The sequence below is a fragment of the Bacillus sp. JH7 genome, from assembly GCF_001563515.1.
Lineage (GTDB): Bacteria > Bacillota > Bacilli > Bacillales > Bacillaceae_G > Bacillus_A > Bacillus_A cereus.
Genome location: NZ_LPUS01000001.1, coordinates 926,988 through 949,567 on the forward strand (window position 1 = coordinate 926,988; position 22,580 = coordinate 949,567).

Sequence of the window (22,580 nt, forward strand, 5' to 3'; positions counted from 1 at the left end):
TGCCTTCGACAAAATAAAACATAGACTTTATAATTTTCTATGTAACGGTAACAACCTATTTACAAGTAGGTTGTTATTTTTTTACGAAAGGAATGAAATATTGGTACTGACGAGCTGAGAATTCTATTTCAGTATTATAAGTTTGAAAAAGAAAGAGGACGAGTCATATGCTAAAAGGGAAAAAGATACTTCTATGTGTAACAGGAGGCATTGCGGTTTTTAAAGCAGCTGCGTTAACGAGTAAATTGACACAATCTGGCGCGATTGTAAAAGTAATGATGAGTGAGTCGGCAATGAAGTTTGTTACGCCTCTTACATTCCAAGCGCTTTCTCGCCATGATGTATATACGGATACATTTGATGAGAAAGACTCAGCTGTTATTGCTCATATTGATTTAGCAGATTGGGCGGATGTTGTACTTGTCGCACCTGCTACTGCCAATTGTATTGGAAAGTTAGCTGGTGGTATTGCAGATGATATGATTACAACTACTTTGTTAGCTACTACAGCTCCGGTATGGATTGCGCCTGCTATGAATGTGCATATGTATGAAAATAAAATAGTTCAAAAAAATATGATGACATTGAAAACGCTAGGATATACATTTATTGAGCCTGGGGAAGGCTTTTTAGCATGTGGATATGTAGCGAAGGGACGACTAGAAGAACCTGAAGCAATTATTGCACGGTTAGAGGAAGCTTTCTCAGAACACAAACCATTGCAGGGAAAAAGAATATTAATAACTGCTGGCCCAACACGTGAAAAGGTTGATCCAGTTCGTTTTATGACAAATTTTTCTTCTGGAAAAATGGGGTATGCGATTGCGGAAGTGGCAGCGAATTTAGGCGCTGATGTTATACTCGTTTCAGGACCGACAGCATTAAATCCACCGTTACATGTAACGACAGTGCAAGTGGAATCTGCACAAGATATGTTAGAAGTGGTTCTTCAACATTATAAAAACGTAGACGTTGTCATTAAAACAGCAGCAGTTGCAGATTATCGTCCGAAATATGTTCATGAGAATAAAATGAAAAAGCAAAATGGTGATGCTGTCATTGAACTTGAAAGAACGGTGGATATTTTAAAAACGTTAGGTCAGAAAAAGGATAAACAGTTACTTATCGGTTTTGCTGCTGAAACGACAAATGTAGAGGAATATGCAACGAAAAAACTACGTGAGAAAAATGCAGATATGATTGTCGCGAATGATGTAAAAGCGCAAGGAGCTGGATTTGGCACGGATACGAATATTGTAACAATGTATAGAAAAGATGGAAAAGTTATTGAGTTGCCACTTTTAATGAAAAAAGAGGTAGCTCGTGAAATATTGAAGCAAATTGAAATGATGTTAGAAGATGATCGTTTATGAAATTTGCAAGTGTAATTGTTGATGTACCTGCTCGTCAGACAGATCGACCATTTGATTACATTATCCCTAAAAAATGGGAAGATATTGTACAGACAGGAATGCGTGTAGTAGTTCCGTTTGGCCCAAGAAAATTGCAAGGTTTTATTATTGGGATTAAAGATTCGGTGGATGTAGAAAGTAAGAAGTTAAAGACAATCCATGAAATATTAGATGTAACACCGGTTTTAAATGATGAATTATTAAAGCTTGGATATTGGCTTACAAGTGAAACGTTATGCTACATGATTTCAGCTTTTCAAGTGATGCTTCCAACTGCGATAAAAGCAACGTATAAAAAACGTCTACAACTTTGTAAACAGGAAGAAATAGCACCTGAAATACTATATTTATTTCAGGATAAAGAAGCAATTGATTTTGAAGTAATCGAGCAACAGCCACATTTATACCGAACTATTCAACAAGAAATTAAAAATGGTACGGTTGAAGTCGTTTATCAAGTGAAAGATAAAGTACAAAAGAAGAAGCAAAGAGTGGTTCAGCCGGAGTTGCCAGAAGATAAATTGGAATTAGCGGCATTTGAACTGAAAAGTAAAAAACAACAAGATGTACTTTATTATTTTGTGGAAAATTATAAAAGTGCACCGTTGAAAGTAATTACAGAAGAGTTACAAATAACAGATGCTCCAATAAAAGCACTTGTTAAAAAGGGATTCATTTCAGAAAAGTATGTGGAAGTATACCGAAATCCGTATGACGATGATGATTTTGAACAAACAAAACCATTTCCGCTTACGGAGGAACAAAAACAAGTTATTACACCGATTTTATCATCAATTACAAATGAAACTTATAATCCATTTTTACTATATGGTGTTACAGGAAGTGGAAAGACAGAAGTATATTTACAATCTATAGCAGCAGTGCTCAAGAAAGGAAAAGAAGCTATCGTTCTTGTTCCTGAAATTGCACTAACGCCCCAAATGGTGGATCGTTTTAAAGGTAGGTTTGGCTCACAAGTTGCAGTTCTTCATAGTGCGTTGTCTGTTGGAGAAAAGTATGACGAGTGGCGTAAGATTTTAAGAAAAGAAGTGAAAGTTGTAGTTGGTGCGCGTTCAGCTGTTTTTGCGCCTTTTGAGAATTTAGGGATTATTATTATTGATGAAGAGCATGAATCAAGTTACAAACAAGAAGATAATCCGAGGTATCATGCAAGAGATGTAGCTGTCTGGAGAGGACAATATCATAAATGTCCTATCGTTCTTGGTAGTGCGACACCAACACTTGAATCGTTTGCAAGGGCGAAAAAAGGTGTTTATGAACTATTAACAATGGAAAAACGTATGAATGAACAAGCTTTACCAACGGTAGAGATTGTTGACATGCGAGAAGAACTTCGTGACGGGAATCGATCAATGTTTTCTAAGGCGCTGCATGAAAAAATAGCAGATCGATTAGAAAAGAAAGAACAAATGGTACTCTTTTTAAATAGAAGAGGTCATTCTACATTTGTTATGTGCCGTGATTGTGGGTATGTTGTTCAATGTCCGCATTGTGATATTTCATTGACATATCATAAAATGAATCATCGTTTAAAATGTCATTATTGTAGTTACGAAGAGAATATGCCAACTGAGTGTCCAGCTTGTCAAAGTACATACATTCGTTTCTTTGGTACAGGTACACAAAAGGTAGAAGAAGAAATTACAAAACTATTTCCAGAGGCACGAGTCATTCGAATGGATGTAGATACGACAAGTCGAAAAGGAATGCATGAAAAATTATTAAAGGCGTTCGGGGAAGAAAAAGCAGATATATTACTCGGAACACAAATGATTGCTAAAGGATTAGATTTTCCGAAAGTAACGCTTGTTGGGGTGTTAACTGCAGATACGATGCTTCACTTACCTGATTTTCGGGCGAGTGAAAAGACATATCAGCTATTGACGCAAGTAAGTGGACGAGCGGGTAGACATGAATTGCCAGGGGAAGTTGTGATTCAAACGTATACGCCAGAACATTACAGTATAGAGTTAGCGAAGAACCAACAATATGATGTGTTTTTTGACCAAGAAATGCAAATGAGACGAACAAGACAATATCCCCCATATTACTATGTTGTACTCGTAACTGTATCTCATCCTGAATTATTAAAAGCGGTACAAGTGACGGAAAAAATTGCCTCGTATTTACGAACGCATTGCTCACAGCAAACAATGGTGCTAGGACCAGTTGCTTCAGCGATTCCAAGGATAAAAGATAGATATCGTTATCAATGCATGATAAAATACAAACGGGAACCAAACTTAAAGAACGTGCTCAAAATGGTAAATGAACATTATCAAGCAGAAATGCAAAAAGAGCTACAAATCTCAATTGATTTTAATCCAACAATGTTAATGTAGCGGAGGGAAATATGGCAGTTTTAGAAATAATAAAGCATCCAAATGAAGTGTTAGAAACACCATGCGAAAGAGTAATTAACTTTGATAAAAAGTTAGTGAAATTGTTGAAAGATATGCATGAAACAATGTTAATTGCGGACGGAGTCGGTTTAGCTGCGCCTCAAGTAGGTGTAAGCTTGCAAGTAGCGGTTGTTGATGTCGATGATGATACTGGGAAAATCGAGTTAATCAATCCATCAATATTAGAAAAACGTGGTGAACAAGTAGGTCCCGAAGGCTGTTTAAGCTTCCCGGGACTTTATGGTGAAGTAGAACGTGCCGATTATATTAAAGTAAGAGCACAAAATCGCCGTGGGAAAGTATTCTTATTAGAAGCGGAAGGATTTTTAGCGCGTGCAATTCAACATGAAATCGATCATTTACACGGTGTTTTATTTACATCGAAAGTGACAAGATATTATGAAGAAAACGAACTAGAATAGGTGTTAAAAGGAGCGGTTTTTAAATGATAAAAGTAGTGTTTATGGGAACACCGGACTTTTCAGTGCCGGTGCTTCGTCGTCTTATTGAAGATGGCTATGAGGTAGTAGGTGTTGTGACGCAACCTGATCGTCCAGTAGGTAGAAAAAAAGTATTAACACCTACACCTGTTAAAGTTGAAGCGGAAAAACATGGTATCCCTGTGTTACAGCCGTTAAAAATTCGTGAAAAAGATGAATATGAAAAAGTATTGGCATTAGAGCCAGATTTAATTGTAACAGCTGCATTTGGGCAGATTGTACCAAATGAAATTTTAGAAGCACCGAAGTATGGATGTATTAATGTTCACGCTTCTTTACTTCCTGAACTTCGTGGTGGTGCACCAATTCATTATGCAATTATGGAAGGTAAAGAAAAAACAGGTATTACAATTATGTATATGGTAGAAAAATTGGATGCTGGTGATATCTTAACGCAAGTGGAAGTTGAAATTGAAGAGCGTGAAACGACAGGCTCATTATTTGATAAATTAAGTGAAGCAGGAGCACACCTTCTATCTAAAACAGTACCTTTATTAATCCAAGGTAAGTTAGAACCGATTAAACAAAACGAAGAAGAAGTAACGTTTGCGTACAATATAAAACGTGAGCAAGAGAAAATTGATTGGACAAAAACAGGTGAAGAAGTATACAATCACATTCGCGGATTGAATCCATGGCCAGTTGCTTATACAACTTTAGCAGGACAAGTTGTTAAAGTATGGTGGGGAGAAAAAGTGCCTGTAACTGAACCGGCTGAAGCAGGTACGATTGTTGCAATCGAAGAAGATGGTTTTGTTGTAGCAACTAGTAATGAAACAGGTGTTAAAATTACTGAATTGCAACCTTCTGGTAAAAAGCGTATGAGTTGTTCACAATTTTTACGTGGAACAAAACCTGAAATTGGAACGAAGTTAGGAGAAAATGCATGAGACAAAATGTTCGTGAATTAGCTCTTGATGGTTTAATTCAAGTGGAAAAAAGTGGTGCATATAGCAACTTACTTTTAAATAATCTAATTGAAAAAAGTACAATTGATAGAAAAGATATTGGTTTATTAACTGAAATTGTATATGGAACGATTCAACGTCGTGACACATTAGATTATTATTTACAGCCTTTTTTAAAAAAGAAGGTTGAGGCGTGGGTAAGAGTATTGCTTCGCTTATCTTTATATCAAATGATTTATTTAGACCGAGTGCCAGAAAGAGCGGCTATTCATGAAGCGGTTGAGATTGCAAAGCGTCGCGGGCATAAAGGAATTGCTGGTATGGTGAACGGTGTATTACGTTCGATTCAGAGAGAAGGTGTACCTTCTGTAGATGAAATCAAGGATCCAGTAGAACGTCTTGCAATTGCGACGAGTCATCCAGTTTGGCTTGTACAAGAGTGGACTTCTGCATATGGCTTAGAAACTGCAGAGAAAATGTGCGAAGTAAACATGTTACCACCTGTACCAACAGCACGTGTGAATGTTGATAAGGTAACGGTAGAAGAAGCGATTGAGTTGTTGGCAAGTGAAGGTATAGAAGCAAAACGTGGTGACTTGTCAGATGATGCAATTCAGATTGAAAGAGGAAATGTAGCGCATACAGAAGCGTTTAAAAAAGGATTTCTTTCTATTCAAGATGAAAGTTCTATGCTTGTAGCACGCGCTTTAGAACCGAATACGGGAGATGCAGTTCTTGATAGTTGTGCTGCTCCAGGCGGAAAAACAGCGCATATCGCGGAACGATTAAAGGGAACTGGTAAGGTCATGTCCCTTGATTTACATGCACACAAAGTACGTTTAATTAAACAGCAAGCAGAGCGACTTGGTCTAGAAAATGTCGAAACAAAAGCGCTAGATGCTAGAAAAGTGCAAGAGCACTTTGCAAATGAAACGTTTGATAAAATATTGGTAGATGCACCGTGTTCTGGATTTGGTGTAATTAGACGTAAACCTGATATTAAGTTAGGAAAAGATAAAGGTGATAGTGAAAGATTATCGACGATTCAAATTGCAATACTAGAAAAAATAGCACCATTATTAAAACAAGGCGGTCGTCTTGTTTATAGTACGTGCACAATTGAGAAAATAGAAAATGAACAAGTAATAGAGAAATTTTTACAAGAACATCCTGAATTTGAATGGGATACTACGCTTAAAGAGCGTATGCCAGAAAAATTAACTCCGTATATTGATGAAGGTCAAGTACAAATTTTACCGCATTATTTTGCGACGGATGGCTTTTATATTGCTTGTTTAAGGAAGAAGGTGTAGCATCATGGAAACGACTGTAAGAAAACAAAAGAAAAATTTAGAAACGAAGAAACCATCAATTTACTCTTTACAACTTCATGAAATGCAAGATTGGTTAAAGGAACAAGGAGAACCGAAGTTCCGTGCTGGACAAATTTTTGATTGGTTATATAAAAAACGTGTAAAAAATTATGAGGATATGTCAAACCTTTCTAAAGGATTGCGTGATAAATTGTCGAATTCCTTTGATATTACTACTTTAAACACGTTAGTAAAACAAACGTCTTCGGATGGAACAATTAAATTCTTATTCCAATTATATGACGGATATTCTATTGAAACGGTATTAATGCGACACGAATATGGAAATTCCATTTGTGTAACAACGCAAGTTGGTTGTCGTATTGGGTGTACGTTCTGTGCTTCGACACTTGGTGGATTAAAGCGAAACCTAGAAGCTGGAGAAATCGTAGCGCAAGTAGTAGAAGTTCAGCGCGCGCTTGATGAAACAGAAGAACGTGTAAGTTCTCTTGTTGTTATGGGGATTGGAGAACCATTTGATAACTATGATAATTTAATGGGATTCTTACGCATCATTAACCATGAAAAAGGACTTCATATTGGTGCGAGACATATGACTGTTTCGACGAGTGGAATTATCCCGAAAATTTATAAGTTTGCTGAAGAAGATCTACAAATTAATTTTGCGATTTCATTGCATGCTCCAAACTCAGAATTACGTTCAAAATTAATGCCGATTAACCGTGCTTATAAATTACCAGATTTAATGGAAGCTATTAAATACTATGTAAATAGAACAGGGCGTCGTATTACTTTTGAATATGGATTATTTGGAGGAGAAAATGACCAAGTAGAGCATGCTGAAGAGCTTGCTGCGCTCTTAAAAGGTGTAAAATGTCATGTGAACTTGATTCCGGTAAACTACGTACCTGAACGTGATTATGTACGTACGCCACGTGAACAAATTTTCTTGTTCGAGAAAACGTTAAAAGATCGTGGAGTGAATGTAACGATTCGCCGTGAACAAGGTCATGATATTGATGCAGCCTGCGGTCAGTTGCGTGCGAAGGAGCGCAAAGAAGAGACGAGGTGACGAGATGAAAGCCGTATTTCTATCGGATAAAGGAAAAGTTCGTCAACATAATGAAGATAGTGCAGGAGTTTTTCACAATTTAGATGGAAATGTATTAGCGGTAGTAGCAGATGGAATGGGAGGTCATCGAGCTGGTGATGTAGCTAGCTCGATGGCCATTCAATTATTCCATGATTATTGGAAGCAAACACATAATATGAATGAGCCGAAAAAAGTAGAACAATGGTTACATACTAGTGTTGGGATTATTAATGAGCGTATATATGAATACGCTCAGCAAAATGCAGAATGTAATGGTATGGGAACAACGCTTATAATAGCTGTTTGTACACCAAGCTTTGTGACAATAGGGCATATAGGAGATAGTCGTTGCTATATGGTATCAGAAGGAGAAATGACGCTAGTAACGGAAGATCATTCACTTGTAAATGAGCTTGTGAAACATGGTGAAATTTCAAAGGAAGACGCAGAGTATCATCCGAAAAAGAATGTGTTATTAAGAGCATTAGGAACAGAAGAAAAAGTTGGGTTAGATGTTAAAACGTTGGTGGTTGAGGAAGATGATCAATTACTTCTTTGCTCTGATGGGTTATCAAACAAAGTTTCTATTGATGATATGCGACAAATTTTACAGTTAAATGAACAGCTTGAAGGTAAAGGGCAGTGTCTCATTCAATTGGCAAATGATCGCGGTGGAGAAGATAATATCACACTTGTTCTTATTGATTATGCGGGTTCGACAAACGAAAGTAGGTGAAGTGCAACGTGCTGATTGGAAAACGCTTAAATGACCGTTATAAGCTGCTGAAAATGATTGGTGGTGGCGGAATGGCCAATGTATATTTAGCTCATGATGATATACTTGGCCGAGATGTAGCGGTAAAAATATTAAGACTCGACTACTCAAATAACGAAGAGTTTATTAAACGTTTCCATCGAGAAGCGCAGTCTGTTACAACGTTGTCGCATCCAAATATTGTGAATATGTATGATGTCGGAGAAGAAGATGGTATATACTATCTTGTCATGGAATATGTACCAGGGCAAACATTGAAGCAATACATAATTGAGCGAGGGATGTTACCTATAGGAGAAGCTCTTGATATTATGGAGCAGTTAACATCCGCTATGGCACATGCCCATCATTTTGAAATTGTGCATCGTGATATAAAGCCGCACAATATTTTAATTCGAGCTGATGGAATAATAAAAGTAACAGATTTTGGAATTGCGACAGCTACAAGTGCAACAACAATTACACATACAAATTCAGTGCTCGGTTCAGTCCATTATTTATCACCAGAACAGGCACGTGGCGGGATAGCAAATAAACAATCAGATATCTATTCTCTTGGAATAGTTATGTTTGAATTGTTAACAGGAAGACAACCGTTTTCTGGCGAATCTGCTGTTGCTATAGCTTTAAAACATTTACAAAGTGAAATCCCATCACCAAAAAGATGGAATGAAAATATTCCGCAAAGTGTTGAAAATATTATATTAAAGGCAACTGCAAAAGATCCGTTTCACCGATATCAATCTGCCAATGCGATGAAGCGAGATATTGAAACTGCGCTATATCCAGAGAGGATAAATGAGCAACCATTTTACATACCGGAAGATATGGAAGCGACGAAAGCGATTCCGATTATTCAACAAGAACAATTATTTGAAAATGTAAGTGATGAAACGATTGTTTTAAAAGGGAGTAAGGTGGAAGAACCGATAAGAGCAGAAGCAGCTGAGTTAGATAAGAAGAAAAAACGGAGTAACAAGTGGCTTAAAGTTTTAATTTCAACATTTTTATTTTTAGCAATAGGAATAACATTAGCACTTACGGTTATTCCAGGATTATTTATTCCGAAAGATGTGAAAGTTCCTGATGTGGCTGGTATGAAATACACGACAGCTGTAAATACATTAGTAGAAAAGGGCTTTGAGGTGACGGAGCCTAATATTGTATATACAGATGATGTTGAAGTTGGGGATGTAATAAAAACGGACCCTGTAGCAGGAAGAGTCGTAAAAGAAAACGCTAAAATTACTATCTATCAATCAGGTGGAAAAAAGAAAAGTAAGATGGCAAATTTCACAGGTCAAAACTTTGAGAGTGTAAAAGCTGAGTTAGAAGAAAAATATAAACAAGTTACGGTAAATTATATTGAAAATGATAAGCCGAAAGGTGAAATTGTAGAACAAATTCCGACGCCTGATCAGATGGTTATAGAAGCGGAGCAAGAACTGAAAATCTGGGTAAGTAAAGGGCCTTATCAAATTAGACCAGGTGACTTTTCGGGGTGGACTGAAAATAGTGTAACTGGTTATTTGAATGAGAGAAAACTAACGTCAGATATAAAACGAGAGTATTCAGATACAGTCGAAAAAGGACTTGTAATTTCGCAATTTCCAAAACCAGGTACACCATTAAAAGAGGGAGATAAAGTAACTATTATTATCTCTGATGGTCAAAAGCCTAAAGTGACTAAAACGGTAAAAGTGGACAATATCTCTATCCCATATGAGCCTGCTGTAACAGGTGAAAAAAAGCCGCAAACAATAGAAATTTATAAAGAAGACATGCAGCAAAAAATGGATAGACCGGTTGAAACGAGAACAATTACTGAATCAGCGACTATTTCTTTAGAATTTGTAATTCAAGAAGGTTCAAAGGGACACTATAAAATTGTACGGGATGGAGTAACGATTATTGATAAAGAAGTACCATATCCAACTCAATAATAGTGAAAGTCTACTTATTATTATTGCCTGTTATGCTGTCTACAAAGTGGACGGTATAGCAGGCAAAAATATATGATTCAAAAAGCTAGTAAAGTGATGCAGCTGTAAATATTTTTTTGCATTTAATGGGAAATTCAATGTATATTAGCGAAAGTATATATGGTAGGTTTTGAAATCGTTATTTGGAAAATTTAAATCCATTCATTTTTAAATTCAGCATCACCTTATACAAAAAAGGAGAATTCTATGCCAGAAGGAAAAATTATAAAAGCTTTAAGTGGGTTTTATTACGTGCAGCATGAAGAAGGGGTTACGCAATGTCGTGGGCGAGGTGTATTTAGAAAAAATAAAATTACACCACTTGTAGGAGACCAAGTTGTTTTTCAGGCAGATAATCCAACTGAAGGTTATGTGCTTGAAGTGTTTGATCGAAAAAATGAACTTGTTAGACCTCCTATTGCTAATGTCGATCAAGCGATCCTTGTGTTCTCTGCAGTAGAACCAGATTTTAATCCTGGACTGTTAGATCGATTTTTAGTGCTGATTGAATATCATAACATTAAGCCAATTATTTGTATTAGCAAGATGGATTTAGTAGATGAAAAGATGAAAGCAACTGTTGAAGCTTATGCGAATGATTATCGTGAGATGGGTTATGATGTTTTATTTACTTCTATTAATACGTCAGAAAGTATTGATATATTAAAACCATACTTAGAAAATTGTGTTTCTGTCGTTGCGGGTCAATCTGGTGTTGGGAAATCTTCAATGCTTAATGTGCTACGTCCAGAATTAGAGCTGAAAACAAATGATATTTCCTCCCATTTAGGACGCGGGAAGCATACGACAAGACACGTAGAATTAATTGCAATTGGGAGTGGACTTGTAGCAGATACACCGGGTTTTAGTTCACTAGATTTCATTGATATAGAAGTAGAAGATCTTACATATTGTTTTCCAGAGTTGAAAGAAGCGAGCCAATACTGTAAATTTAGAGGGTGTACACATCTTTCTGAACCGAAATGTGCGGTGAAAGCTGCGGTTGAAGAAGGGAAGATTACAGAATATCGCTATAAGAACTATAAACAATTCGTAGAAGAAATTAGAGAGAGAAAGCCGAGGTATTAGTTATGATTAAAATTGCACCATCGATTTTATCAGCAGATTTTTCAAAATTAGGGGAAGAGATTAAAGATGTAGAAAAGGGCGGAGCGGATTACATTCACGTTGACGTAATGGATGGACATTTCGTACCAAATATTACGATTGGACCGTTAATTGTAGAAGCAATCCGTCCGATTACATCATTACCATTAGATGTACATTTAATGATTGAAAATCCTGATAACTATATCCCGACTTTTGCACAAGCGGGAGCGGATATTATTACTGTTCACGTAGAGGCGTGTCCGCATCTACATCGTACAATTCAGTTAATTAAATCTCATGGTATTAAAGCGGGCGTTGTATTAAATCCACATACGCCAGTTTCAGTGATTGAGCATGTATTAGAAGATATAGATATGGTATTACTTATGACAGTAAACCCTGGATTTGGTGGACAGAAGTTTATCCATTCTGTATTACCGAAAATTAAACAAGTTGCAGACATGGTGAAAGAGCGCAATCTAGAAGTGGAAATTGAAGTTGATGGTGGTGTAAATGCTGAAACAGCAAGACTTTGTGTGGAAGCAGGAGCAAATGTACTTGTAGCTGGGTCAGCAGTATACAATCAAAAAGACCGCGGTGAAGCAATTCGCGTAATTCGTGGGTAGTGATGAACTTTTATCCTAGTAAGGCATTTATAGGATAGGATAAAAATATGTAAAAAGGCAATCTACCGAATGGCAGATTGCCTTTTTACAATGGAAGGAGAAGAAAAAATGATTATTCATATTTTGGCAGGAGGACCTTCGGAATATTGCGCAGATTTTGCTCGATACGAGAATGAGGAAGTAGTGTGGGCAGCGGTTGATAGGGGAGTATACCGTCTATTAAAGAAAGGAATTATCCCGGCTGTTGCGTTTGGAGATTACGATTCAGTTACTGAAGAAGAATTAGTATGGATGGGACAGCAAACGAACGAATTACATATTGTTCCGCGGGAAAAAGATCAAACGGATTTAGAAATTGCAATCAACTGGGCATTAGAACAGAAGCCGGCACTAATTCGTATTTTTGGTGCTACTGGTGGAAGGCTTGATCACGGTTTGGCAAATATACAGATGCTTTTAAAAGGGTTAGAAGTAGAGATAGAAATGTGTATTGTGGACAATAAAAATGAAATAACAGTTAAAAAAATGGGTACACATATAATTGAAGAAAATAAAAATTTTCCTTATGTATCTTTTGTACCAGTTACTGAAATAGTGGAAGGGATTACATTGTTTGGTTTTAAGTACCCTCTTACTAATAAAACAATAGAGTGGGGATCAACACTTTGTATTAGTAACGAACTCGTTGAGGAAAAAGGTACTTTTTCATTTACTTCTGGCATATTAATGTTGATAAGAAGCACTGATTGAAGAAACAATTTTGCTCCTTACATCATATAGTGACCAAGTGGAGTAATGGGGATTAGGAGGGAAACCATGAGATTTTATACAATTAAGTTACCTAAATTTCTTGGTGGAATAGTTCGTGCAATGTTAAATACCTTCAAAAAAGATTAAAAAAAGCACCTATCACCGGTGCTTTTTCCATTGTTATAGTAAAAAAAGAGCCTATCGGCTCTTTTTTTTATTATTAAACACGTTCGATTTTGCCAGATTTTAATGCTCTAGCAGAAACGTAAACACGTTGAACTTTTCCGTCGATGCGTACGCGAACTTTTTGAAGGTTAGCGCCCCACTTACGTTTTGTAGCGTTCATTGCGTGAGAACGAGAGTTACCAGAACGAGCTTTTCTTCCAGTAATAGCACAAACACGAGCCATTTATATTTCCCTCCCTTGATACCTTACCATACGTAATTTTTCAATGTTAGTCTTTTATGCGATGCTAAAAACACTACTATAATTTAACACAACTAAAAAGAGAATGCAACACCGTAGAAAAAAGAAATCAAGAAAATTTACTTGACACTATATGTCAATGAAGAAAAGTTGAAATCCATAAAAATTGCTTGACATATTATAGTGGTACATGTTGTATAATAACAATGGACTATTTTGCTCATCATAAAAAAGTGTAATTTAAAACATAAAATATGAGAGTGAAAAGAAAGAACGATGGAATTTTCTTTAAAAAGATTATATGATAGTAACTAAAGTAGTCTAGCTCACTTTCACCATTTATGAAGGGGGAAACGAGATGTCAATTGAAATTAAAACGAAGTACGGTCAAATTGATATTAGTACAGATGTAATTGCAACAATTGCTGGAGGTGCCGCGGTAGATTGCTACGGTATCGTAGGTATGGCATCAAAAAATCAGTTAAAAGATGGATTAACAGACATTTTACGAAAAGAAAACTTCACTAGAGGTGTTATTGTTCGTAAAGATGAAGATGAAGTACATATTGATATGTATATTATTGTGAGCTATGGTACGAAAATTTCAGAAGTGGCACATAATGTGCAGACGAAAGTGAAATATACATTAGATCAAACTGTAGGACTAGCAGTAGATTCTGTAAACATCTACGTACAAGGAGTTAAAGTAATAAACTTGTAATGTGCATTAAGGAGGAAAATCTGTGTCAATTCAAAAAATTGATGGAAAACGTTTATCACAAATGATCATGCAAGGAGCGAATAATTTAACAAACAATGTTCAGCTTGTTGATGCATTAAACGTATTTCCAGTTCCAGATGGCGATACCGGTACAAACATGAACTTATCTATGACTTCAGGTGCGCGTGAAGTGAAAGCAAACTCTTCACAGCATGCTGGTAAAGTCGGCGTAAGTTTAGCCAAAGGATTATTAATGGGAGCTCGTGGTAACTCTGGAGTTATTTTATCTCAGTTGTTCCGTGGTTTCTCTAAATCCATTGAACAAAAAGAAGAATTAACAACAGTTGATTTTGCTGCAGCACTAGAAGCTGGAGTAGAGGCGGCTTATAAAGCGGTTATGAAACCGATTGAAGGAACGATTTTAACGGTTGCAAGAGAAACGGGTAAATATGCAGTAACAGTTGCGAAAAAACAGCGCGACTTTGTTTTGTTTATGGAAGACGTTGTGAAAGAAGCAAACGCATCGTTAAATCGTACGCCAGATTTATTACCTGTATTAAAACAAGTTGGCGTTGTAGATAGCGGTGGTAAAGGTCTTGTAGTGGTATACGAAGGATTTTTAGCTGACTTAAAAGGAGAAACGATTTCTTCTGATGCACCGACGCAACCATCTATGAATGAAATGGTACGCGCAGAACATCACCGTAGTGTACAAAGCCAATTGAGTACAGAAGATATTAAGTATGGATATTGTACGGAATTCATGGTGAAATTAGAGGCTGAAAAGGTGAAAGAGCATAATTTCTCTGAACAAAAATTCCGTGAAGATATTAGTGTATATGGTGATTCTCTACTAGTTGTGTCTGATGATGAAATTGTAAAAGTTCATATCCATGCAGAACATCCTGGAGACGCTATGAACTACGGGCAAAAATACGGTAGTTTAATTAAGATTAAAGTAGAAAATATGCGTGAACAGCATACTGCTTTATTAGATGAACCTACTATGGTTCCTGAACAACCAGCTCAATCGAAAGAAAAACAACCATATGGTATCGTAACTGTAGCTATGGGGTCTGGTATTAAAACTTTATTTGAGAGCATCGGCGCAACGAAAGTTATCGAAGGTGGTCAAACGATGAATCCAAGTACGGAGGATATCGTGAAGGCAATTGAAGAAGCAAATGCTGAAAAAATCATTATTTTACCGAATAACGGAAATATTGTAATGGCAGCAGAACAAGCGGCATCAGTTGTAGATCAAGAAGTTATTGTTGTTCGTTCGAAAACAGTTCCTCAAGGTATGGCAGCAATGTTAGCATTTAACCCAGTTGGAACGTTAGAAGAGAATGAAGAAAACATGCAAGAAGCTTTATCTCATGTGAAAACAGGTCAAATTACGTATGCTGTACGTGATACGGAAATTGATGGTGTAGCAATTCAAAAAGATGATTTCATGTGTATTGCAGATGGGAAAATTGTATCTACAAATGCTGAAAAAGTAGGAGCTGCGAAGCAATTGCTAGAAGCGCTTATTGATGAAGATTCTGAAATCGTAACGATTCTACAAGGTGAAGATGCAACTGACGAAGAAGTAGCGGAGTTAGTTGAATTTGTAGAAGAGAAATTTGAAGATGCAGAAGTAGAAGTGCATGCTGGAAACCAACCAGTGTATTCTTTCATCTTCTCTGTAGAATAAGATAAGATTCGTTTTGAAAATAAATGGATTACTTACTTGCTAATGGATAAGAAGTAGTAATATGAAGTTTATTACTAGTTTTTATTCAAAAGGCTAGCATATTGAAGAGAGAAAAGAGCCTTGCTGCTAATAGTGAGGCTCTTTTTTACTTGTTTTATATAAGGGATTTGAGTAGTTTCTCTTAGAATGCCTATGATAGAATATATAAGGTGAAAGAGAGCGATTACAGATGCTAATTGGTACTCAAATAAAATGCAATAAAGAAAATAATGTGACGGGGTGTGAGAATCTTGAATGATGTTGTACAAGTTCCTGTTACGGATGTAAAGGGGATAGGAGGAGAAACATCTGAGTTACTACATGAGATGGGTATTTATACAGTTTCTCATCTATTAGAACATTTTCCGTACCGTTATGAAGATTATGCGATGAAAGATCTTGCTGAAGTAAAGCATGATGAACGTGTAACGGTTGAAGGGAAGATTCATAGTGCTCCTTTGCTGCAATATTATGGTAAGAAGAAATCGCGTTTAACAGTTCGTGTTCTCGTTGGTCGTTATTTAATTACGGCGGTATGTTTTAATAGGCCTTACTATAAGCAAAAATTAAAGTTAGATGAAACGGTAACGATTACTGGTAAATGGGATCAACATCGTCAAACAATTGCTGTATCAGAACTTCATTTTGGGCCGGTTGTACGTCAACAAGAAGTGGAACCTGTTTATTCAGTAAAGGGGAAACTTACAGTAAAACAGATGCGTCGTTTTATTGCTCAAGCGTTAAAGGAATATGGAGATTCTATAGTCGAAGTGTTACCGGATGGTTTGTTAGGGCGATATAAATTATTACCAAGATATGAAGCGCTTAGGGCATTGCATTTTCCGGTAGGACAGGAAGATTTGAAGCAAGCGCGTCGCCGTTTTGTATATGAAGAATTTTTCTTATTTCAGCTGAAAATGCAAACGCTCCGGAAAATGGAGAGGGAAAATTCAAAAGGGACGAAGAAAGAGATTCCGTCAGTAGAATTACAAGAATTTATCGATGCACTGCCGTTTCCATTAACGGGTGCGCAGCGCCGAGTTGTAGATGAAATTTTGAAAGATATGACATCTCCTTATCGGATGAACCGACTATTGCAAGGTGACGTTGGTTCTGGGAAAACAGTTGTTGCTGCGATTAGCCTTTATGCATCGAAATTAGCTCATTATCAAGGTGCTTTAATGGTTCCTACAGAAATTTTAGCTGAGCAACATTATCAGTCGCTTGCTGAAACGTTTTCGCATTTTGGTATGAAGGTGGAACTGTTAACAAGTTCTGTTAAAGGTGCGAGACGTCGAGAAATTTTAGCGAAGTTAGAACAAGGAGAAATAGATATTCTTGTTGGAACGCATGCCTTAATTCAAGATGAAGTTATATTTCATAGATTGGGTCTCGTTATTACAGATGAACAGCATCGATTTGGTGTAGCGCAGCGCCGAGTTTTACGGGAGAAAGGTGAAAGTCCAGATGTATTATTTATGACAGCGACACCAATTCCGCGTACGCTTGCAATTACTGCATTTGGAGAGATGGATGTTTCGATAATCGATGAGATGCCAGCAGGTAGAAAGGTGATTGAAACATATTGGGCAAAACATGATATGTTAGATCGCGTTCTCGGTTTTGTTGAAAAGGAGATAAAAAAAGGAAGACAGGCATACGTTATTTGTCCTCTAATTGAAGAATCTGAGAAACTTGATGTGCAAAATGCTATCGACTTACATAGTATGCTGACGCATCATTACCAAGGGAAATGCCAAGTTGGATTGATGCATGGGAGATTATCGTCTCAGGAAAAAGAAGAGATAATGGGACAGTTTAGTGAAAATAAAGTGCAAATTCTTGTATCGACAACAGTTGTTGAAGTAGGTGTGAACGTACCGAATGCGACTGTAATGGTTATTTATGATGCAGAACGTTTCGGTTTATCGCAGCTTCATCAGCTTAGAGGGCGTGTCGGCCGTGGTAGTGAACAATCATATTGTTTATTAATAGCAGACCCTAAATCAGAAACAGGGAAAGAAAGAATGCGCATAATGACTGAAACAAATGATGGATTTGTATTGTCAGAAAAAGATTTAGAATTACGAGGTCCTGGAGATTTCTTTGGGAGTAAGCAAAGTGGCTTACCAGAATTTAAGGTTGCTGACATGGTACATGATTATCGAGCGTTAGAAACAGCAAGGCAAGATGCGGCGATACTAGTAGATTCAGAAGCGTTTTGGCACAATGATCAGTACGCTGCCTTGCGTACGTATCTTGATGGGACAGGTGTGTTCCAAGGAGAGAAGCTCGATTAAAGGGAGTCAACAAAAGTTTTTGTTGCATTCTACTTTTAATGATTATATACTACTGTTAGTACCTAGTCATAAAAATGGATGGTGCGGTATGAAAAAAAGAAGAAGTAAAAAAGAAAGACAAGAGTTATTACAACAAACAATCGAATCAAATCCTTTTATTACGGATGAAGATTTAGCGGAAAAATTTCAAGTGAGTATACAGACAGTACGACTTGATCGTATGGAATTGTCTATTCCTGAATTAAGAGAGAGAATTAAACATGTAGCTACAAAGCAACATGAAGAAGATGTGAAATCTTTACCGTTAGAAGAGGTTGTTGGAGAAATTATTGATATTGAATTAGATAGACATGCAATCTCTATCTTTGAAGTAAAGGTAGAACATGTATTTAAAAGAAATCAAATTGCCCGTGGGCATCATCTGTTTGCGCAAGCAAACTCACTAGCTGTTGCGGTTATTGATGAAGAATTAGCTTTAACTGCAAAGTCTACCATTCGATACATTCGCCCTGTAAAATTAGGAGAGCGTGTTGTTGCAAAAGCGCGCGTTGAAGATGTAGAGAATGATAAGGGACGGACGGTTGTCAAAGTGCGTAGCTTCGTTGGAGAAGAACTTGTTTTTACAGGCACTTTTGAAATGTATCGATCTAGTAATTATAGTGAGGAAGGTAACAACTTATGAAAATCGCAATAGATGCAATGGGCGGAGATCACGCTCCAAAGGCTGTAGTATTAGGGGCAATGAAAGCTATTAAGGAATATTCTGATTTACATATTACGTTAGTAGGGAAAGAAGAGGAAATTCGTCAATACTTAACGAGTGATGAACGAATTACTATTCTTCATACAGACGAAAAAATAGAATCAACGGAGGAACCAGTAAGAGCGGTTCGTCGAAAAAAACAAGCTTCAATGGTGCTTGCGGCACAACAAGTAAAGGATGGAGAAGCAGACGCTTGTATATCCGCAGGTAGTACAGGAGCTTTAATGGCAGCTGGATTATTTGTTGTCGGTCGTATGGAAGGAATTGAGCGACCAGCTTTATCGCCTACAATGCCGACTGTAGATGGAAAAGGTTTTGTTATGTTAGATGTTGGAGCAAATGTTGATGCAAAACCAATTCATTTATATCAATATGCAGTAATGGGATCTGTTTATGCTGAGAAGGTAAGAGGAATTGAAAATCCTCGTGTTGGACTATTAAACGTTGGAACAGAGGATGGAAAAGGAAACGAGCTTTCAAAGCAAGTATTTGCAATGCTTAAAGATGCGCCAATTAATTTCGTTGGGAACGTTGAATCGAGAGATTTATTGCAAGGTGTAGCAGATGTTGTTGTATGTGATGGTTTTACAGGGAATGTAGCGTTGAAATCATTAGAAGGAACAGCACTTGCGCTATTCTCTATGTTGAAAGAACAACTAATGAGTTCGTTTACGAGCAAATTAGCAGCGGCGGTATTAAAGCCAAAACTTATGGTATTAAAAGATAAAATGGATTATTCGGAGTATGGGGGAGCTGCATTATTTGGATTGAAAGCACCTGTCATTAAGGCTCACGGTTCTTCTAATGACCAGTCGATATTTAGTGCGATTCGTCAAACGAGAGAAATGGTAGCGAAAGAAGTAATTCCTACAATTTCAAGCGTAATGGAGAAAGAGTCACTCCAATAAGAGGAGGATTTGAAATGGGAAAAATAGCATTTCTTTTTCCGGGCCAAGGTTCACAGGCAGTTGGAATGGGTAAACAATTAGCAGAGAATAATAAAGAGGTTGCAAAAGTGTTTGCAAAAGCAGATGAGGTGTTACAAGAGTCACTTTCAGAAGTGATTTTTGAAGGCCCGCAGGAAAAGCTTACATTAACAACAAATGCGCAGCCTGCATTATTAACAACGAGTTTTGCTATTTTGACAGCTTTGAAAGAGTATGACATTACACCTGACTTTGTCGCTGGTCATAGTTTAGGTGAATATAGCGCTCTTGTAGCAGCTGGTGCATTAACTTTTGAAGATGCGGTATATGCTGTAAGGAAACGCGGGGAATATATGGAAGAAGCTGTTCCGGGCGGGGAAGGTGCAATGGCAGCTATATTAGGTGCTGACCCACATATGCTGAAACAAGTTACAGAAGAAGTAACAAGTGAAGGATATGCAGTGCAAATCGCTAATATGAATAGTACGAAGCAAATTGTAATTTCTGGAACGAAGCAAGGCGTAGAGGTTGCTTCTCAAAGAGCGAAAGAAAATGGTGCAAAGAGAGCAATTCCACTAAAAGTAAGTGGGCCATTCCATTCTTCACTTATGAAGCCGGCAGCTGAGAAGTTCCAAAGTGTTTTAAATGAAATTACAATTCATGATACGAATATTCCTGTTATTGCAAATGTTACGGCGGATGTTATTACGCGTGGTGCCGACATTCAAGAAAAGTTAATCGAACAGCTTTATTCGCCTGTATTATGGTACCCGTCTATTGAATGTATGGTGAAGCAGGGAGTAGATACATTTATTGAAATTGGGCCTGGAAAAGTACTTGCTGGACTTATGAAGTCAATTGATTCATCAGTGAAAGCATATGCGATATACGATGAAGAGACATTAAAAGATACCATTTCAAATTTGAGAGGAGAAAACTGATGTTAAAAGGGAAGGTAGCATTAGTAACTGGCGCTTCACGTGGAATTGGTCGCGCGATTGCGATCGATTTAGCGAAACAAGGGGCAAATGTAGTAGTAAATTATGCAGGTAATGAACAAAAAGCAAATGAAGTAGTAGATGAAATTAAGAAATTAGGTTCTGATGCAATTGCGGTAAAAGCAGATGTTGCAAATGCTGATGATGTTACAAATATGGTGAAACAAACAGTAGATACATTTGGACAAGTTGATATTCTTGTAAATAATGCTGGTGTAACAAAAGATAATTTATTAATGCGTATGAAAGAAGAAGAATGGGATACAGTTATTAATACAAACTTAAAAGGTGTATTCTTATGTACAAAAGCAGTATCTCGTTATATGATGCGTCAACGTCACGGTAGAATTATAAATATCGCTTCTGTTGTGGGTGTTATAGGAAACCCAGGGCAAGCTAATTATGTTGCTGCTAAAGCGGGTGTTATTGGATTAACAAAAACATCTGCAAAAGAGTTAGCAAGTCGAAATATTACTGTGAATGCAATTGCGCCAGGCTTTATTGCGACTGATATGACGGATGTACTAGATGAGAATATTAAAGCCGAAATGTTAAAAGTTATTCCAGCTGCTCAATTTGGTGAAGCGCAAGATATCGCGAATGCTGTAACGTTTTTTGCTTCTGATCAAAGCAAATATGTTACAGGTCAAACGTTAAATGTTGATGGCGGTATGGTAATGTAATAAAAGAATCGATTTCACCTAGTTTTTTTGGTCAATATTTAATATAATATTTGAGGGGAGGTGAATGGAATGGCAGATGTTTTAGAGCGCGTAACAAAAATCATCGTTGATCGTTTAGGAGTAGAAGAGACTGAGGTAGTACCAGCTGCAAGCTTCAAGGAAGATTTAGGAGCAGACTCCCTAGATGTAGTAGAACTTGTAATGCAATTAGAAGATGAATTCGAAATGGAAATTTCTGATGAAGATGCTGAAAAGATTGCTACTGTTGGCGATGCTGTGACTTACATAGAGAGTCATCTATAATGCTTAAGTGAAGTCCCGTTTTTTAGCGGGGCTTTCTGGCTTATATCTGGAGGGACCTATGCCGTACCGAAAATATAGAGAAAAAAAATACGAAACAAAATATCGTGAAGCATTTAAAGTGTTTCAAGAAAAGATAGGTATTACGTTTACAGATGAAAAATTATTGATTCAAGCATTTACGCATTCATCGTATGTGAATGAGCATCGAAAAAAACCGCATGAAGATAATGAGCGTCTTGAATTTCTTGGAGATGCAGTATTGGAACTGACTGTATCACAGTATCTGTTTCAAAAATATCCGACAATGAGCGAAGGAGAGTTAACAAAACTACGTGCAGCTATTGTATGTGAGCCATCTCTTGTTCGTTTTGCGAACGAATTGTCATTTGGCAGCCTCGTTTTATTAGGAAAAGGTGAAGAAATGACAGGTGGACGTGAACGACCAGCTTTATTAGCGGATGTCTTTGAAGCGTTTATTGGTGCCCTTTATCTTGATCAAGGGCTAGAAACAGTTTGGGAATTCTTAAAAGAAATTGTATATCCGAAAATTAATGAGGGTGCTTTTTCTCATGTGATGGATTATAAGAGTCAGTTGCAAGAATTGATTCAGCGTGATGGCAGTGGCAATGTTGAGTATCAAATTTTGCAAGAAAAAGGACCAGCTCACAATCGAGAATTTGTGTCACGTGTTACGTTAAATAACGTAGCTTTAGGTCTTGGTAGTGGTAAGTCGAAAAAAGAAGCAGAGCAACAAGCTGCTGCAGAAGCATTGAAAAAATTAAAAGAACAACTATAAGGAATCCCCCTT

General features: G+C 37.1%; 22 protein-coding genes. 21 read left to right on the forward strand and 1 reads right to left on the reverse strand.

The window, feature by feature from the left end; all coding sequences use genetic code 11:
• Window positions 1–167: 167 nt before the first annotated feature.
• The 12 genes from coaBC to spoVM all read left to right on the forward strand — a co-directional run bounded on the left by coaBC (window position 168) and on the right by spoVM (window position 13,060).
• A complete protein-coding gene (gene coaBC / locus AU379_RS05005; RefSeq protein ID WP_000911751.1) occupies window positions 168–1,373 on the forward strand; it encodes a bifunctional phosphopantothenoylcysteine decarboxylase/phosphopantothenate--cysteine ligase CoaBC in 1,206 nt (401 codons plus the stop codon).
• Window positions 1,370–3,775 carry a primosomal protein N' gene (priA, locus tag AU379_RS05010; RefSeq protein ID WP_000666715.1) on the forward strand — a complete coding sequence of 802 codons (2,406 nt, stop codon included), beginning with the start codon at window positions 1,370–1,372 and terminating at the stop codon, window positions 3,773–3,775. The genes coaBC and priA overlap by 4 nt, the downstream gene beginning before the upstream one ends.
• 11 nt (window positions 3,776–3,786) lie before the next feature.
• Window positions 3,787–4,257, forward strand: a complete 471-nt coding sequence (def, locus tag AU379_RS05015; protein WP_000279455.1) for a peptide deformylase — start codon at window positions 3,787–3,789, stop codon at window positions 4,255–4,257.
• 23 nt (window positions 4,258–4,280) lie between these two features.
• Window positions 4,281–5,225: a methionyl-tRNA formyltransferase gene (gene fmt, locus AU379_RS05020; RefSeq protein ID WP_000598805.1), complete on the forward strand. Its 945-nt coding sequence runs from the start codon at window positions 4,281–4,283 to the stop codon at window positions 5,223–5,225.
• Window positions 5,222–6,556 carry a 16S rRNA (cytosine(967)-C(5))-methyltransferase RsmB gene (rsmB, locus tag AU379_RS05025; RefSeq protein ID WP_001249682.1) on the forward strand — a complete coding sequence of 445 codons (1,335 nt, stop codon included), beginning with the start codon at window positions 5,222–5,224 and terminating at the stop codon, window positions 6,554–6,556. Before fmt ends, rsmB begins: the two co-directional genes overlap by 4 nt.
• 4 nt (window positions 6,557–6,560) lie before the next feature.
• The gene (rlmN, locus tag AU379_RS05030) at window positions 6,561–7,649 is read left to right on the forward strand and encodes a 23S rRNA (adenine(2503)-C(2))-methyltransferase RlmN (protein ID WP_000450541.1); all 1,089 of its coding nucleotides are present in this window, start codon (window positions 6,561–6,563) and stop codon (window positions 7,647–7,649) included.
• Window positions 7,650–7,653: 4 nt separating this feature from the next.
• A complete protein-coding gene (locus AU379_RS05035) occupies window positions 7,654–8,406 on the forward strand; it encodes a Stp1/IreP family PP2C-type Ser/Thr phosphatase (RefSeq protein ID WP_061138983.1) in 753 nt (250 codons plus the stop codon).
• Between the two features lie 8 nt (window positions 8,407–8,414).
• A complete protein-coding gene (pknB, locus tag AU379_RS05040; RefSeq protein WP_000904748.1) occupies window positions 8,415–10,388 on the forward strand; it encodes a Stk1 family PASTA domain-containing Ser/Thr kinase in 1,974 nt (657 codons plus the stop codon).
• A 246-nt stretch (window positions 10,389–10,634) separates the two neighbouring features.
• Entirely contained in the window at window positions 10,635–11,516 is an 882-nt protein-coding gene (gene rsgA / locus AU379_RS05045; RefSeq protein WP_001113932.1) for a ribosome small subunit-dependent GTPase A, read from the forward strand.
• Between the two features lie 2 nt (window positions 11,517–11,518).
• Window positions 11,519–12,163, forward strand: coding sequence for a ribulose-phosphate 3-epimerase (rpe, locus tag AU379_RS05050; RefSeq protein WP_000589974.1), 645 nt, complete (start codon window positions 11,519–11,521; stop codon window positions 12,161–12,163).
• A gap of 69 nt (window positions 12,164–12,232) precedes the next feature.
• Window positions 12,233–12,913: a thiamine diphosphokinase gene (locus tag AU379_RS05055; protein WP_033683160.1), complete on the forward strand. Its 681-nt coding sequence runs from the start codon at window positions 12,233–12,235 to the stop codon at window positions 12,911–12,913.
• A 66-nt stretch (window positions 12,914–12,979) separates the two neighbouring features.
• Entirely contained in the window at window positions 12,980–13,060 is an 81-nt protein-coding gene (gene spoVM, locus AU379_RS05060; protein ID WP_001213599.1) for a stage V sporulation protein SpoVM, read from the forward strand.
• A gap of 73 nt (window positions 13,061–13,133) precedes the next feature.
• Here spoVM and rpmB read toward each other — a convergent pair whose 3' ends face one another.
• Entirely contained in the window at window positions 13,134–13,322 is a 189-nt protein-coding gene (gene rpmB / locus AU379_RS05065) for a 50S ribosomal protein L28 (RefSeq protein WP_000124776.1), read from the reverse strand.
• A gap of 376 nt (window positions 13,323–13,698) precedes the next feature.
• Here rpmB and AU379_RS05070 point away from each other — a divergent pair, with 376 nt between their 5' ends.
• The 9 genes from AU379_RS05070 to rncS all read left to right on the forward strand — a co-directional run bounded on the left by AU379_RS05070 (window position 13,699) and on the right by rncS (window position 22,568).
• Window positions 13,699–14,061, forward strand: a complete 363-nt coding sequence (locus AU379_RS05070; protein ID WP_000021109.1) for an Asp23/Gls24 family envelope stress response protein — start codon at window positions 13,699–13,701, stop codon at window positions 14,059–14,061.
• A gap of 22 nt (window positions 14,062–14,083) precedes the next feature.
• Window positions 14,084–15,760: a DAK2 domain-containing protein gene (locus AU379_RS05075; RefSeq protein ID WP_061138984.1), complete on the forward strand. Its 1,677-nt coding sequence runs from the start codon at window positions 14,084–14,086 to the stop codon at window positions 15,758–15,760.
• A 290-nt stretch (window positions 15,761–16,050) separates the two neighbouring features.
• Window positions 16,051–18,099, forward strand: a complete 2,049-nt coding sequence (gene recG, locus AU379_RS05080) for an ATP-dependent DNA helicase RecG (protein WP_001000815.1) — start codon at window positions 16,051–16,053, stop codon at window positions 18,097–18,099.
• An 88-nt stretch (window positions 18,100–18,187) separates the two neighbouring features.
• Complete coding sequence (fapR, locus tag AU379_RS05085) at window positions 18,188–18,781, forward strand: transcription factor FapR (RefSeq protein WP_000747349.1); 594 nt, start codon at window positions 18,188–18,190, stop codon at window positions 18,779–18,781.
• Window positions 18,778–19,770 (forward strand): phosphate acyltransferase PlsX, encoded by a 993-nt coding sequence (plsX, locus tag AU379_RS05090; protein ID WP_000684100.1) that lies wholly within the window; start codon window positions 18,778–18,780, stop codon window positions 19,768–19,770. The genes fapR and plsX overlap by 4 nt, the downstream gene beginning before the upstream one ends.
• A 14-nt stretch (window positions 19,771–19,784) precedes the next feature.
• A complete protein-coding gene (fabD, locus tag AU379_RS05095; RefSeq protein WP_000515910.1) occupies window positions 19,785–20,729 on the forward strand; it encodes an ACP S-malonyltransferase in 945 nt (314 codons plus the stop codon).
• Window positions 20,729–21,469 (forward strand): 3-oxoacyl-[acyl-carrier-protein] reductase, encoded by a 741-nt coding sequence (gene fabG, locus AU379_RS05100; protein WP_000911769.1) that lies wholly within the window; start codon window positions 20,729–20,731, stop codon window positions 21,467–21,469. The genes fabD and fabG overlap by 1 nt, the downstream gene beginning before the upstream one ends.
• A gap of 69 nt (window positions 21,470–21,538) precedes the next feature.
• Entirely contained in the window at window positions 21,539–21,772 is a 234-nt protein-coding gene (acpP, locus tag AU379_RS05105; protein ID WP_000786062.1) for an acyl carrier protein, read from the forward strand.
• A 58-nt stretch (window positions 21,773–21,830) separates the two neighbouring features.
• Window positions 21,831–22,568, forward strand: a complete 738-nt coding sequence (gene rncS, locus AU379_RS05110) for a ribonuclease III (RefSeq protein WP_001146875.1) — start codon at window positions 21,831–21,833, stop codon at window positions 22,566–22,568.
• Window positions 22,569–22,580: the final 12 nt, after the last annotated feature.

Coding starts and splice junctions, on each gene's coding strand:
- coaBC (WP_000911751.1), top strand. CDS start 168: ATGCTAAAAGGGAAAAAGATACTTCTATGTGTAACAGGAGGCATTGCG.
- priA (WP_000666715.1), top strand. CDS start 1,370: ATGAAATTTGCAAGTGTAATTGTTGATGTACCTGCTCGTCAGACAGAT.
- rsgA (WP_001113932.1), top strand. CDS start 10,635: ATGCCAGAAGGAAAAATTATAAAAGCTTTAAGTGGGTTTTATTACGTG.
- fabG (WP_000911769.1), top strand. CDS start 20,729: ATGTTAAAAGGGAAGGTAGCATTAGTAACTGGCGCTTCACGTGGAATT.
- rlmN (WP_000450541.1), top strand. CDS start 6,561: ATGGAAACGACTGTAAGAAAACAAAAGAAAAATTTAGAAACGAAGAAA.
- fapR (WP_000747349.1), top strand. CDS start 18,188: ATGAAAAAAAGAAGAAGTAAAAAAGAAAGACAAGAGTTATTACAACAA.
- def (WP_000279455.1), top strand. CDS start 3,787: ATGGCAGTTTTAGAAATAATAAAGCATCCAAATGAAGTGTTAGAAACA.
- plsX (WP_000684100.1), top strand. CDS start 18,778: ATGAAAATCGCAATAGATGCAATGGGCGGAGATCACGCTCCAAAGGCT.
- rsmB (WP_001249682.1), top strand. CDS start 5,222: ATGAGACAAAATGTTCGTGAATTAGCTCTTGATGGTTTAATTCAAGTG.
- AU379_RS05070 (WP_000021109.1), top strand. CDS start 13,699: ATGTCAATTGAAATTAAAACGAAGTACGGTCAAATTGATATTAGTACA.
- fabD (WP_000515910.1), top strand. CDS start 19,785: ATGGGAAAAATAGCATTTCTTTTTCCGGGCCAAGGTTCACAGGCAGTT.
- rpmB (WP_000124776.1), bottom strand. CDS start 13,322: ATGGCTCGTGTTTGTGCTATTACTGGAAGAAAAGCTCGTTCTGGTAAC.
- acpP (WP_000786062.1), top strand. CDS start 21,539: ATGGCAGATGTTTTAGAGCGCGTAACAAAAATCATCGTTGATCGTTTA.
- rncS (WP_001146875.1), top strand. CDS start 21,831: ATGCCGTACCGAAAATATAGAGAAAAAAAATACGAAACAAAATATCGT.
- fmt (WP_000598805.1), top strand. CDS start 4,281: ATGATAAAAGTAGTGTTTATGGGAACACCGGACTTTTCAGTGCCGGTG.
- AU379_RS05055 (WP_033683160.1), top strand. CDS start 12,233: ATGGCAGATTGCCTTTTTACAATGGAAGGAGAAGAAAAAATGATTATT.
- rpe (WP_000589974.1), top strand. CDS start 11,519: ATGATTAAAATTGCACCATCGATTTTATCAGCAGATTTTTCAAAATTA.
- spoVM (WP_001213599.1), top strand. CDS start 12,980: ATGAGATTTTATACAATTAAGTTACCTAAATTTCTTGGTGGAATAGTT.
- AU379_RS05035 (WP_061138983.1), top strand. CDS start 7,654: ATGAAAGCCGTATTTCTATCGGATAAAGGAAAAGTTCGTCAACATAAT.